The following is a 13,793-nucleotide window of genomic DNA, read 5'->3' as shown; positions in this document are numbered from 1 at the left end:
CGCTTTTCTTATGCTTATGCTTCTGCTTCTATTTTTTCATTCATGTCGCTATAAAGATTTCCATCAATTTCACCGGTGATACGGCTCGTTAAGATGCCGGAGGTCATGGATCCGCTGACGTTAACAGCTGTGCGTCCCATGTCTATCAGCGGTTCAATTGAGATCAGCAAGCCGGCCAGTGCAACTGGCAGGTCAAGGGCAGATAATACCAGGATCGCTGCGAACGTCGCACCGCCGCCGACCCCTGCCACACCAAAGGAGCTGATCGCTACAATGAGAATGACGGTAAAAATAAATCCTGGTGACAGCGGGTTAATGCCCACAGTCGGAGCAATCATTACCGCCAGCATTGCCGGATAGATTCCAGCACATCCATTTTGGCCGATGGAAAGACCAAATGACCCTGCAAAGTTGGCAATTCCTTCAGGAACACCCAGTGACTTTTGTGTTTTAATGTTCAATGGCAATGCACCGGCACTTGTTCTAGATGTAAAGGCAAATGTTAATACAGGAAATGCTTTTTTCATATAGGTAATTGGATTTAAACCGCTCAATGTTAAAAGCAGCAGGTGAATCAGGAACATAATGGCAAGTGCCACATAAGAAGCTATAACAAATTTCCCTAAGTTTAAAATGGAGTCGAAATCACTCATGGCCACTGTTTTCGTCATGATGGCCAACACTCCGTACGGAGTCAAGCGCAGAATTAATGTTACAACACGCATAATAATTGCATAGAACGCATCCACAATTTTTGCGAAAAGCTCAGCCTGCTCGGGTGATTTCCGTCTGACACCCAGGTATGCAATTCCTAAAAAGGCTGCAAATATTACAACTGAAATGGTGGATGTAGGTCTTGCTCCTGTAAAATCAAGAAATGGGTTTGCCGGAAGAAGATCAAGCATCTGCTGTGGGAATGTTCTTCCTTCAATACCCTGATAGGTTTCTTCCAGCTGTTCGCCGCGGGCTGTCTCTGCATCGCCTCCGCTGATTTGGACTGCCTCCAAGTCGAAACCGACAGCTGTTGCAATCCCTATAGCGGCAGCAACTGCAGTTGTACCTACAAGCAGACCAAGGATAAGCACACTGATTTTCCCTATATTATTTGTTAATTTAAGCTTAGTAAAAGCTCCTAAAATGGAAATGAAGACTAATGGCATTACGATCATTTGCAGGAATTTGACATAACCCCCGCCTATTAAATTGAACCAGTCTGCAGATTTGGCAATGATCTCAGCACCCGGTCCGTAAATCAGCTGAAGGGCGAAACCAAACAAAATCCCTAATCCAAGCGCTGTAAACACACGCTTTGAGAATGAAATATGCTTTTTTTGCATAAAGAATAATACGCCTACAAGCAGAAGCATAATGGCAATATTTAAAACTAATAGTCCTGTACTCATCGGACTGAATCCTCCCCAAAAGATGTTCTCATAATGACTTACTATAATACATGTATTCCTATGAGTCAAGTCGGAATTAAAATTTAAATTTTCTTATTATATATTCCATTCTGCCATGAAATGTTCAGTATTTTTCCTTTTGATTTGCGCCTAAATTTCACGAACCATTAGATAACCCGGCAGTTGTATAACTGCCGGGTTTAGGTTAATAAATCTTGTTTAATTGTTTTTCCCTGAAAGAGCCTTTGTTTTTTCAAAACATTGATCCATTGCACTCATTACCGCTGCACGGAACCCTTTTCTCTCCAGCTCGGCAACTGCTTCAATCGTTGCCCCACCTGGAGTACAGACCTCATCCTTTAATTCCGCTGGATGCAGACCTGTTTCCAGCACCATCTTGGCAGCCCCCAAAACAGCCTGTGCTGCGAGCTGATAAGACTGTTCACGGGGCAATCCTGCTTTTACACCGCCATCTGCCAATGCTTCAATGAACATATAGACGTAAGCTGGAGAAGAACCGCTTATAGCAGGAATCGCATCCATCATCTTTTCTTCCATAAAAGCTGCTCTTCCAATGCATGAAAATATTTTTTCCACTTCCTCCATATCATCTGGAGATACTGATTCATTAGCTGAAAGGACGCTCATTCCTTCTCCTACTAATGATGGCGTATTAGGCATGATTCGAATTGCTCTAACTTTCCGGCCAAATGACTGTTCCAGAAAGGTTAGACTAATGCCGGCCGCAATGGTTATAATGATGGCATCGGAACGGACGCTATCTTTAATCTCATCAATAACTTCCCCATGTGCATCAGGCTCAATAGCCAAAAACACTATATCCGCTTCTTCCGCTGCTCCAATATTGGAAAGGCGTGTTTGTATATTCCACCTGCTTTTTACATCGTCAAGCGTCTTCTCCGTTCTTGCTGAAGCAATAATCTGGCTTGGATTTACCAGATTGGATTTGAGTATTCCTCCAATTATGGCCTGAGCCATTTTTCCACATCCGATAAAACCGATATTTTTATTCATCAATGCCCACATCCTGTATAGTATTTCCCTTTGCTATTATACTGCAGGTATGGTTATGAAAAAATAGCAGAGGGTAAAAACATAAGACACGATGCTGCAACACTAATAACATACTGTTTGGAGAGATTGATCTTGAAAGATATAAAACCATATGCCCCACTGCCAGAAGACTTCTTTCAGCAGCCGACACTACTATTGGCGGAAGCACTGCTGGGCTGCTTATTGATCAAAGAAACGGAAGAGGGCATCGCCTCAGGCTATATCGTTGAGACAGAAGCATATATGGGCCCGGAAGACAGGGCAGCTCACAGCTTTGGGAACAGGAGAACAAAGCGGACCGAAATCATGTTCAATGAACCCGGATTTGTCTACACGTATGTGATGCATACCCATTGTTTGGTTAATGTTGTGAGCGGCCCAAAGGAAAAGCCTGAAGCTGTATTGATCAGGGGAATTGAACCTGTAGACGGCCTTGATTTAATGAAGAAAAGACGAAAAATGGATGATCTTAAGAACCTAACTAATGGACCTGGTAAATTAACCAAAGCTCTCAATATTACAATAGATGATTATGGGCGGCGTTTTACAAGCCCTCCTCTTATGATTGCTAAAGGAATTCCTCCCGGGAAAGTCACACGCGGAAAACGAATCGGAATTGATAATTCCGGTGATGCGCGGAATTATCCCTGGAGATTTTGGATTGCTGAAAATCCTTATGTTTCACGGAACAGGAAGTAAGAGGAAGGAAGAAATTAATAAACAGCAAACCGGAAAAACTCTTCAAAAGAAGAGATTTTCCGGAAATTTTTATGCTATTAACCGGAATTCTTCTGCACCCGTGAATGGATCCAGGATGATAACTGAAACAGCAGCATGCCGACCAAAGCTGCAATCAGGATATAAGCCCCTGCAAATACTTTAAGGCCTCCTGTGGCCAATCCGGCAATAATTACAGAGAATTCTCCCCTTGATGATAATGATAATCCCGCCCCTAGAGCTTCCTGTTTCGATAGGCCATACCATTGCCCTCCAAAATATCCTGCAGCAAGCTTGTGAATGATGGACCAGGTAACAATAATAACCAGAAGATCCAGAGAAGGAATTTCTTCATTAAACTCAAGCGAAAGCCCGAAATTCAAGAAGAAAAATGGGAGAAACAGATTCCTGACGGGAAGTACAACTTCCTCTGTTTTTTCTTTCACCTCCGTTCCGGCAAGTATGATGCCGGCAAGAAATGCGCCAATAACCTCTGATAGCCCTAGAAATACTGCAAATCCTCCATAAGTAATCGCAACTCCAAGAACAAGAATCAAAAAGGAATCTTCATGAGCAACTTTCTTCATCCAATGCTGGGCTTTATGAAGAACTATTCTGCTCATCCAAACCGCAGCGCCAGCAAGGAGAGATACCTTCAGAAAAATAAACAGAAAGTCTGCAGCGGAGAAACTATTTCCACCGCTCAGCCCAATCAGAACGGTCACAAGAATCGGGGCAGCGAGGTCTTCAAAAATCAGAAGAGATAGAATATATTCAGAGTCTTTATCTTCAAGGCGATTCTTTGATTCCAGCAGCTTAACAGTAATTGAAGAACTGGTTGCATATACGATTCCGCCTATCAATAAAGAGACAAACATATTTTGACCTGCTGCATAGGCAATTCCCGCAGTCACTCCCACTCCCAAAAAAACATCCAATAGCCCGGATTTCCAGACCTTCCTTCCGTTATTCCTTAATTCTCGCACAGAGAATTTTGTGCCAAGCAGAAAGAATAGCAGAATTAAGCCAATTTCACCTGCAGCTTCAATTACTTTCGCCTCTTTGTAAAATCCAAAAATACCGATGCCTGCTCCTAAAATAATATAAATAACGATATCGGGAATTCTTAAGATTTTAATCCCAATTATTGCAGTTATATAAAGGGCAATAAAAATGAGCCCAATTGCAAGAGGCATATTCATATTCCGTTATTCATCCTTTTCTGAAACCGTATTTTTACGGACTATTAATACCCTCTTTGTCTAAATTTCACTCCTGTCAATTAGATCCAAAATCGGATAGCACAAATTGTGTCATTCCCTCCAAGGATTGTTTTTTCGGCTGTATTTAATTTCGGAAATGAATACTTAATTATTTATATAAAGAAAATTCGACAGGTACCTGGCACCAATAAAATTTGTCGATAAAAAAACGAGCTATATTACTGGACTTTTTTTATTAAAGCGTTTATTTTACTATAAAAAGGCAATATTCTATGTATAAGTTCAATAAAACCGAATGGGATGGTGTTACGATGGCAGACAAAAAAAATGTTAAAACTCCCAACAAAGATCTAAATATTGGTGCTAATGTTTCATTAAACGGCCTGGTAACAGCTGTTTTTGATAATATGGTCCATGTCCAGATTGGCGCTAAGATTGTAACGGTCCATGTAAAAGACCTTTATTCTGGATTAAATAATCCTTTGTTAAAAAACCAGCAGGCATAAAGTGAAACTTCAATCAGCGGGGGCTTTATACCCCACTGATTATAAGTTGAGGCCCACAGGACAAGGAAGGCTTCGTCTGCATGAGCATCGTACGACCAAATGCGACAGCTTTTGGGCGGAAGTATGTTACAAAGACATTGCCATAGGACAAGGAAAGCTACGGCAGCGATACATCGCACGACCGAAAGCGCAGCTTTTGGGAGGACGTGGCGTTTTTAGTCTTTGTTCTGCGGTCGGGCCTTTATGGGCAGTGGACTCCCACTTATCCTCTTTCGATTCCTCTGAGTCTTGAAGAAGGAGGCTTACTGCCCGTTAGACTGCGATAACATCCACCATCTCTAAACATACTTCAGGAGGGGCAGCTCATAAGCTTGCCCCTCCTGTTTTTTCATTATGTTTTCAGGTTATACCGTCTGTACCTGTTTATTTTCCTTTACAGCCGGAGCATAGTCTCCAAGCACCTGATAAGCCTTCAAATCTGATGTATCTAATAATGACACAGCTTCCAATGATGCCTTAAAGATGAAGACATCTTTTGACACTTTACTGATTATTTCACATCCCTCAGGCAATCCTGCATTAGCATCACCCCAAATAATCCAAACTGGCTCGTCAAGAACAGTCCATTCCGACTTGCCTTCCTCAAAGACTGAAGGAATATCTGTTCTGCCTACATGAATCAAATCTTCAATAATTGCGCTGGCTGTCGGAAACATGCCGGCTCCAGGACCCTGCAGGCTGATATTCCCGACTATATCCGCATCAATTGAAACTGCATTTTGCACTCCTTCTACTCTGTACAAGGGATGTGCCTCCGCTGTCAGGACCGGTTTTACAGTACAGCGGATAGCATCTTTTTCCCTCTCAATCGATGCTACATGTTTAAATTTCAGTCCCAGGGAGTCAGCCATACGGATTTGTTCAATTGTAATGTCAGTAATGCCTTCTCTAACAGATGTTTCCTGCGCCGGTGCTTTCCCGAACACCAGCTCACTCAGAACAACCGCTTTGAAAAAAGCGTCATATCCCTCGATATCGTTTTTGGGATCGGCTTCTGCATATCCTTTTTCCTGAGCTATTTTCAGTGCTTCTTCAAATGATAAGTTCTCTTCGCGCATACTTGTCAAAATGAAATTGGACGTGCCATTTAATATACCTTCGATCCGTTCAATCTTGTTCGCATTCAGCAGCTGCTTGATAGTCTGAATTATTGGGATTCCGCCTCCGACTGTTGCTTCAAATCCTAATGATACATTATGTTCTTTTGCGAGCCTCGCAAGCTCACTTCCATGGAATGCAAACATCTCCTTATTTGCAGTAATGACATGGCATCCTCTCAATATTGCCTGGCGCAAATACGTATAGCCTGGCTCCCTGCCAACAATGGCATCAATTACGACATCAAGCTTGGGAAGCTCAATAATTTCTTGAAAATCATCAGTTAAAAGCACGTCATCATCAGGCACAGAATGCTTACTCACATTTTTGACAAGGATGGCGGAGACCTTCACTTCTTTCCCGAATATCGCCTGAAGCCTTCCCTGATGTTTGCTGATCGTTTCATACACTCCTTTTCCAACTGTTCCAAACCCCAATAGCCCAATCGTTAACGCTGACATTTCTCATTCCCCCTGGTTAATATTTAAAGAGCAGATACCTATAAAAACAAAAAACCCCTTCCGTCTATTACAGACAAGAAGGGGTTTGAATTTACATTCCGTTCATTCCGCCTTCTTATCTTCGGAAAATGTATTCCTCTGAATTTGGCACCGTGCATAAATGCTGGTTGCCGAGGCTTCATAGGGTCAGTCCCTCCGCCTCTCTTGATAAGAAGTTTCTAAGTATTCAATTTATATGAATCATAAACATTTATAAGGACTTCGTCAACCTTTTTTGAAATTTTTTTCTTCAACCGCTTTCATTTTCCTCGAAATCTTCAATAATGATTTCAAGAAAATGCTTAAGAATTCTGGCAGTGAGCCCCCAAATAACCTTATCCTCAAAAAAGTAAAATACTTCTTCTACTTTCCTTGTCTGCCAATTGTAATTTTCACCTCCGGCAATCAAGTCAAAAGGAAAATTTTCTTCGGGCTCTACTTTAAAATTCACGTGATACGTTTCCGGCTTTACTCTTTTTAGAAAGGAAAGAGGCACGGTAAAAACTTCTTCTACTTCGTCAGGGTTTGGCACGATCTGGTCAGGATTATGGATAATGCCTGCATAAGGGTAAATAATTTGTCCGAAGGAAATCATGTAATCCAGCGGGGACACATCTGTGATGCTGTCTTCGCTTACGCCGAGTTCCTCTGAGGTCTCACGGATGGCCGTATGCTCCTCATCCCTGTCTTCCGGATCTATTCTTCCGCCGGGGAAACAGACCTCCCCAGGCTGCCTTCTCATTGTAAGTGAACGCACCTCAAAAAGGACATGTGTTTCCTTATTTATCTCTACAAGCGGAAGCAAAATAGCGAATTTCGAAAATCGCTCACTCCCTAAAATGACTGGGGTCCTGTTACTTAACCTTTTAGCCAGTTTTTCAATCTCCATATACCCCACCTCCAGCAGCAATTCCAATTTATTGGCTACATCTTTATCATACTGTATTTACTGTGTTTTATTAATTCATACGGCTTGTACCATGTAATGATACAGGACAGTCTAACTGTCCGCCCTTCAAAAGAAAAAGAAAGTTTCTCCTCCTGCAAATCAGGGGAAATAGAAAATATAATATGACATGAGGAGTGAAAATATGAAGAAAAATATATTAATAGGCGGGTATGCTACACAGGAAGAGCTACGAGAAGCTATTGAAGGGGCAGAGTCAAACGGGTATCAGAAAGACAACCTGGTGATTGTTTCAAAAGATGGAGCGAATCTTGAAAGCTTTGCAGACAATCATGGAGTGAACTTGCGAATAGTCGGATCCCAGGAGCTCGGCAATCAGCGCTTTCTTGATTCAGTGAAAGCCCTTTTTATGGGAGAAGATCCAGCCACAAGTTCAGGAATGGATCCTGATAAAAAAGATGGTATACGGTTTGATGAACATGACTTGGATAAATACGCAAGCATGGTGTTTGATGGAAAATATGTCTTAATCGCGGATTACTACGGAAACTATCCCACTACCCAGAAAGGCAATCAGAGGGTCAGTGCTGAAAACTCAGAAGGGTACCTCGAAAGCGCTTCAGCACGGGAAGTTGACCATGAAACAGATATCAAAACACTGGCAGATAAATCCGGTAGCTCATGTGCTGCCGATAATCAGGAATTCACTCGTGTTCATGTTTCACCAAAGTCTGAAGTTGTGAAAACCAGTGCTGAATTAAACTGGGATAATCGGCTTACAAAGGAAAGGGACAAATAGCAAAGGGCCCCCCGTGTGGGGTCTTTTTTCCCGAATAAAAAAGAGAGGTTCCCCTCTCTTAAGCATACTTCTTCTTATCTTCCTCCTGTTTGAAGAAACTCTTCATCGCATGGAATACATCTGCTTTTTGCTTAAGGATATAATAGCGGAAATCCTCATTTTTAATATTTTTATAGGCTGACATCAAGGTCGAGTGGCGGTTATACTGGTTGACCTCACCGTACCCGAACATATTGGACACCTTCATAAGATCTTCCACCAGCTTAACACAGCGGGCATTGTCAGAGGTCAGGTTATCACCGTCTGAGAAGTGGAAAGGGTAAATGTTATATTTGCGCGGGTCGTATTTGACATCAATCAGTTCAAGCGCTTTACGGTAGGCAGATGAACAAATGGTTCCCCCGCTTTCTCCTTTTGAGAAGAAGTCCTCTTCTGAGACCACCTTTGCTTCAGTATGATGGGCAATAAATTCTATCTCGACTGTCTCATATTTGGTCCTCAGGAACCGGGTCATCCAGAAGAAAAAGCTTCTGGCCATATACTTTTCCCAAATCCCCATCGATCCGCTCGTATCCATCATTGCAAGCACGACAGCCTTTGAATCAGGCTTTACAATTTCATTCCAGGTCTTGAACTTCAAATCTTCCTTATAAATTGGGTGGAAAGCTGCCTTTCCATTCATTGCATTCCGCTTGAATGCCGACATCATGGTCCGTTTCTTATCAATATTGCCCATTAATCCAGTCTTTCTGATATCATTAAATTCAATGTCCTCTACCAGATTTTCATCCTGCTCTTTTCTTTTTAAATTAGGCAATTCCAATTGTTTAAATAAAGCTTCTTCAATTTCCATCAATGATACTTCTGCTTCAAAATAATCCTCGCCTGCCTGGTCGCCTGCCCCTTGCCCTTTTCCGGGTCCTTTCTGGCTGCCGGATCCGTCACGTGCCACTACATCTCCAATCTGGCTATCTCCATCGCCTTGGCCGACATGTTTGTTTTTATCATAGTTATAACGGATTTTGTATTCATCCAAAGAGCGAATTGGAATCTTCACTACTTCCCGCCCATTCGACATTACAATGTTTTCTTCCGTTATTAAATCAGGCAAATTGTTGCGGATTGCTTCCTGGACTTTATCCTGATGACGCTGCTGGTCATCATAGCCTTTGCGATGGAGGGACCAATCTTCTTGGGAAATCACAAACTGATGGTTATTGACATTCGTCATGTTAACCCCTCCTTTTAAATTAAATTTCACACATTACAGCTTTCCAACATACAATATCGCGAGTGTCAAAAAATGATGAAACATCCCCAATTCAGCAGTCTGCCTTCTTTTCATAGACTCATTTCCTGGCAGCAAATTTATTATTAATGACCAATACAAAGAAATGTTTATTACTCTATCATATGCGAGAAGACAAAATAATTTACAAATAATTTTGACAATAAGACATTCGCATCATCTTTTAGACAAGCCCATTTTTTAATATGGGGATTTGCCTAATTAAACAAAAATGAACCTCCGCTTTTAGCGAAGGTTCTTGTCCTTGTTTTTATGCTGAATGGGATCGGGATATTTATCATAATCCTCTTTTAATTCTTTATTGGTCCGCAAATTTTCCATCTGCTTTCCCAGGTTTTCCATTTCTTCAATATTTTCTGCCATTGAGCTGTTTCTCGGTGTATAATTCTTATCTAATTCTTTCTTTTTCATGAATATCACCTCTGCTGTATTTATACCCCCAATTGGGCGTATCTAAACTTTTAGGCAGAATCTGCTGCATAAAAATGGCCAAGCGAAAATAGGATTATACTAAAAGGGGGGGATTTTTATGAGCGAAATCCTTTGCTGCGGCTGGTGTGGTGAATTATCACTGTATGATCGGACAGTTTATCTTGAGAACAAGCCAATTTGTCCTGAATGCCAGAAAAAAAAGAAAGAAGCTGCACAAAATATAGAGAAAAATAGATGAAGGGGCTTTCGGGCCTCTTTTTTTATATGGGGTATTTTTTCCTGGAGTCTATCATTTTTAATACATTTGGCGGTTTGCTTTCCGATTCTGACTTTTTCTTGATTGCGACGCTTCTTCAATTATTTGCGCTGATGCATTTGATTTTTGCGCCGCCACCCGTGATATTTGCGCCTTCCTCATTCTTTATTGCCTCTAGTATCATAATTACGCCGATATACAGCTGATTTGCGCTGCCCATTTTGATTTTTGCGCTGTAACCCATGTCATTACGCCTTCCCTATTCTTTATCGCGTTCTCTTTTGCCATGATTGCTCCTGAACTCCACTTATTTGCGCCCTTCCTAATTCAGCTCTTTATTCATCCGCAAAAAAAGCCTGGCAGCTATCCTGCCAGGCCATTTTTTAACGATTCAGCAAGCTTCCAACATAGCGGAGCAGTTCGTTTGCTGATGTTGAGTTATAGCCATGTTCGTCAATTAATCTTGCTACAACTTCATTCACCTTCTTCAGCTGCTGCTCATCCGGCGTTTTTGAAGATGTGGTGATCTTCACGACATCTTTCAGGTCAGCGAAAAGCTTCTTCTGGATAGCTTCACGCAGACGGTCATGCGAATTATAGTCAAAGCGCTTGCCTTTTCTTGCGTAAGCTGAGATGCGGATGAGGATTTCCTCCCTGAATGCTTTCTTCGCATTCTCGGAGATGCCGATCTGCTCTTCGATTGAGCGCATCAGCTTTTCATCCGGACTGATTTCCTCACCGGTTAATGGGTCGCGAAGCTTCGCTTTATTGCAGTATGCTTCAACATTATCAAGATAGTTTTCCATAAGCGTTTTTGCAGATTCTTCATAAGAGTAAACAAATGCCTTTTGTACTTCTTTCTTCGCAATATCATCATATTCTTTGCGGGCCAGAGAAATAAAGTTCAGGTATCTTTCCTTCAGTTCTGGAGTAATGGATGGATGCTGATCCAACCCTTCTTTAAGCGACCGTAATACATCCAGCGCATTGATGCTCGTGATATTTTTACGGATGATTGTAGAAGAGATCCTGTTGATGACATAACGCGGGTCAATACCGCTCATGCCTTCATCTGCATGCTCTTTTTTCAATTCCTCCACATCAGCCCTGTTATAGCCTTCAACGCTCTCTCCATCATACAAACGCATTTTCTTAACTAAATCTATATCGCCTTTTTTCGGATCCTTCATGCGGGTTAAAATCGTAAACATCGCTGCAACCCTCAGGGTATGAGGTGCAATGTGCACATTGGAAACATCGCTTTCTCGGATCATTTTATCGTAAATCTTCTCTTCCTCTGAAACCTTTAAATTATATGGGATTGGCATAACGATAATCCTTGAGTGCAGAGCCTCATTCTTTTTATTGGAAATGAATGAACGATACTCTGTTTCATTCGTGTGAGCAACAATTAGCTCATCCGCTGATATCAAGGCGAAGCGCCCTGCTTTAAAGTTGCCTTCCTGAGTCAGGGACAATAAATGCCATAAAAATTTCTCGTCGCACTTCAGCATTTCCTGGAATTCCATCATCCCTCGGTTTGCTTTATTTAGTTCCCCATCGAAACGATAGGCACGAGGATCTGATTCTGAACCATATTCAGCAATGGTTGAAAAGTCAATGCTTCCAGTCAGATCAGCAATATCCTGGGATTTTGGATCTGATGGGCTGAAAGTGCCAATTCCCACCCTGCGGTCTTCTGAGAAAATGATTCTTTCAATTAAAACATCTTCTATACGGCCGCCATACTCCTGTTCGAGACGCATACTATTCAATGGCGAGAGGTTTCCTTCAATTCTTATTCCATATTCATCATGAAAGTCTTTACGGAGGTGATGCGGGATTAAATGAAGCGGATCCTCATGCATTGGACAGCCCTTAATAGCATAGACCGCTCCCCTATCAGCGTGAGAATATTGCTCTAAACCTCTCTTTAGCATTGTCACTAAAGTTGATTTACCGCCGCTGACCGGCCCCATTAATAAAAGAATCCTTTTGCGGACATCGAGGCGTTTGGCAGCAGGATGGAAATACTCTTCTACCAGCCTTTCCAATGCTTCTTCTAATCCAAAGAGCTGATTGCTGAAAAATTGATATCTTTTTTGCCCCTTCACTTCTTCGACACCGGCATCCTTAATCATATTATATACCCGTGAATGTGCTGACTGGGCAACCCATGGCTTCTCTTTAACAATTTCTAAATACTCTCCAAAAGTCCCTTCCCATTTAAGCTTTTCTTCCTCGTGTCTGTACATCTCAATTTTTTTTAGAATATCCATAAGGACCTCCCCCTGTCGCATTATCAGAGACGATTAATATACTCTATGCGCCCCGGCAATCGAACATGCGTAAACTATTGAGAGTTTGGTTTGTACTTTTTATGGGGATTAATTATAAGGAACACTTTACTGCGGGATCTAACTGTAAAAAAAACTCCATACTTTTCATTCACAGTTATTCATTTTTGGGCTATAATAAGCTTATATTTACAAGCTTGCCTATTGATATACCGCTAAAGGAGGATTACATATACATGGGTACAATTATTATTATCGGTGTAATGGTTGCTTTCCTTGCTGCTATTTTCACTGCTGGTTATGATGACAAGCCAGGCGTTAGCAAAAAATAAGCTGCTGATCATTCAGCAGCTTTTCTCTTATTTCGGAACACAGGCTCTTGGTTATACCCCTACCTCAAATCCATCTTTTTCTTCTGTACAAAACCCTTCATATACATTCGTGTCTGCTTTTCAAGCATGCCGGCGATTTGACCAGTCCACGTGTCATTCCGCTTGCCGCCCGTACGCTCATCATAGTACTCGGAAATGATTTTATTATACACTTCCAGCTCTTCGCGGTAGGCAGTTTCATCCTGCTTATATTCATTTTCATGGTATATGTGCTGAAGAGGAAGCCTTGGCTTTTTATCGTTCTTTTTGGAAGGATAGCCAACAGCCAGTCCAAACAAAGGAATTACGCGATCCGGTGTTTTTAAAAGTTCAGCTACACCTTCAAGATTGTTTCTTATTCCGCCAATATAGCATATTCCCAATCCCAGCGATTCAGCAGCAACCGCAGCATTCTGTGCAGCCAATGCTGCATCAATGACAGCCACCATAAATTTCTCTGTGCTTTCAATGGAGGGAATTACATTGATATTTTCCATTTGTCCCATTACTTCATGACGATGCAGATCAGCACAAAATACGAAAAATTGGCCATTTTCTGCTACATAATTCTGGTTGCCTGCAAATTCAGCAAGTTTCGCTTTCTTCACTTTATCGGTAATACCGATTATTGAATAGGCTTGAACAAAACTTGAGGTGGACGCAGCTTGAGCAGAAAGTACAATCGTTTCTATCTGTTCTTTGGACAGAGGCCTATCTTCAAAATTCCGCACGGAGCGATGGTCCATCAGCAAATTGATCACTTCATTCATCACAACTCATCCTTTCCATATATACTTTTTCATTTTACCCAGAAAGGAAAGTATTCTCCAAAGGAAAAGGC

General features: G+C 41.7%; 13 protein-coding genes and 1 riboswitch. Of the genes, 4 read left to right on the top strand and 9 right to left on the bottom strand.

Annotation, left to right across the window (positions count from 1 at the left end):
* Positions 1-14 precede the first annotated feature (14 nt).
* Complete coding sequence (locus tag NR125_RS21995) at positions 15-1,403, bottom strand: L-cystine transporter (RefSeq protein ID WP_009331540.1); 1,389 nt, start codon at positions 1,401-1,403, stop codon at positions 15-17.
* Between the two features lie 219 nt (positions 1,404-1,622).
* The gene (gene proC, locus NR125_RS21990) at positions 1,623-2,438 is read right to left on the bottom strand and encodes a pyrroline-5-carboxylate reductase (RefSeq protein ID WP_009331542.1); all 816 of its coding nucleotides are present in this window, start codon (positions 2,436-2,438) and stop codon (positions 1,623-1,625) included.
* A gap of 132 nt (positions 2,439-2,570) precedes the next feature.
* Here proC and NR125_RS21985 point away from each other — a divergent pair, with 132 nt between their 5' ends.
* Positions 2,571-3,176, top strand: coding sequence for a DNA-3-methyladenine glycosylase (locus tag NR125_RS21985; RefSeq protein ID WP_009331544.1), 606 nt, complete (start codon positions 2,571-2,573; stop codon positions 3,174-3,176).
* A 77-nt stretch (positions 3,177-3,253) separates the two neighbouring features.
* Here the strand turns inward: NR125_RS21985 and NR125_RS21980 are convergent, their stop codons facing one another.
* Positions 3,254-4,396: a cation:proton antiporter gene (locus tag NR125_RS21980; protein WP_256816134.1), complete on the bottom strand. Its 1,143-nt coding sequence runs from the start codon at positions 4,394-4,396 to the stop codon at positions 3,254-3,256.
* A gap of 332 nt (positions 4,397-4,728) precedes the next feature.
* Between NR125_RS21980 and NR125_RS21975 the strand changes: the two genes are divergently transcribed.
* Positions 4,729-4,923, top strand: coding sequence for a hypothetical protein (locus NR125_RS21975; protein ID WP_009331548.1), 195 nt, complete (start codon positions 4,729-4,731; stop codon positions 4,921-4,923).
* Between the two features lie 404 nt (positions 4,924-5,327).
* Here NR125_RS21975 and NR125_RS21970 read toward each other — a convergent pair whose 3' ends face one another.
* Complete coding sequence (locus NR125_RS21970) at positions 5,328-6,542, bottom strand: homoserine dehydrogenase (RefSeq protein ID WP_009331550.1); 1,215 nt, start codon at positions 6,540-6,542, stop codon at positions 5,328-5,330.
* A 112-nt stretch (positions 6,543-6,654) separates the two neighbouring features.
* A riboswitch (SAM riboswitch) is annotated at positions 6,655-6,756 on the bottom strand.
* Positions 6,757-6,831: 75 nt separating this feature from the next.
* On the bottom strand, positions 6,832-7,470 hold the full coding sequence (locus NR125_RS21965) for an NUDIX hydrolase (RefSeq protein WP_009331552.1): 639 nt from the start codon (positions 7,468-7,470) through the stop codon (positions 6,832-6,834).
* A 202-nt stretch (positions 7,471-7,672) separates the two neighbouring features.
* Between NR125_RS21965 and NR125_RS21960 the strand changes: the two genes are divergently transcribed.
* Entirely contained in the window at positions 7,673-8,287 is a 615-nt protein-coding gene (locus NR125_RS21960) for a general stress protein (protein WP_256816133.1), read from the top strand.
* Positions 8,288-8,345: 58 nt separating this feature from the next.
* On the opposite strand, the gene yhbH is transcribed toward NR125_RS21960, so the two are convergent.
* Both yhbH and NR125_RS21950 read right to left on the bottom strand, forming a co-directional pair.
* A complete protein-coding gene (gene yhbH, locus NR125_RS21955) occupies positions 8,346-9,518 on the bottom strand; it encodes a sporulation protein YhbH (RefSeq protein ID WP_019381365.1) in 1,173 nt (390 codons plus the stop codon).
* A 303-nt stretch (positions 9,519-9,821) separates the two neighbouring features.
* A complete protein-coding gene (locus tag NR125_RS21950) occupies positions 9,822-10,007 on the bottom strand; it encodes a hypothetical protein (RefSeq protein ID WP_009331558.1) in 186 nt (61 codons plus the stop codon).
* Between the two features lie 118 nt (positions 10,008-10,125).
* Between NR125_RS21950 and NR125_RS21945 the strand changes: the two genes are divergently transcribed.
* On the top strand, positions 10,126-10,266 hold the full coding sequence (locus NR125_RS21945) for a hypothetical protein (RefSeq protein ID WP_019381364.1): 141 nt from the start codon (positions 10,126-10,128) through the stop codon (positions 10,264-10,266).
* 401 nt (positions 10,267-10,667) lie between these two features.
* Here NR125_RS21945 and NR125_RS21940 read toward each other — a convergent pair whose 3' ends face one another.
* Positions 10,668-12,563, bottom strand: a complete 1,896-nt coding sequence (locus NR125_RS21940; RefSeq protein WP_009331560.1) for a PrkA family serine protein kinase — start codon at positions 12,561-12,563, stop codon at positions 10,668-10,670.
* Positions 12,564-12,972: 409 nt separating this feature from the next.
* Positions 12,973-13,722 (bottom strand): oxygen-insensitive NADPH nitroreductase, encoded by a 750-nt coding sequence (gene nfsA / locus NR125_RS21935; RefSeq protein WP_256816132.1) that lies wholly within the window; start codon positions 13,720-13,722, stop codon positions 12,973-12,975.
* Positions 13,723-13,793: the final 71 nt, after the last annotated feature.

This window comes from Cytobacillus sp. Bac17, assembly GCF_024519925.1.
In the GTDB taxonomy this organism is placed as follows: domain Bacteria; phylum Bacillota; class Bacilli; order Bacillales; family Cytobacillaceae; genus Cytobacillus; species Cytobacillus pseudoceanisediminis.
The sequence above is the reverse complement of the archived record's forward strand: the minus strand, read 5'-3'. Positions and strand labels throughout refer to the sequence as shown.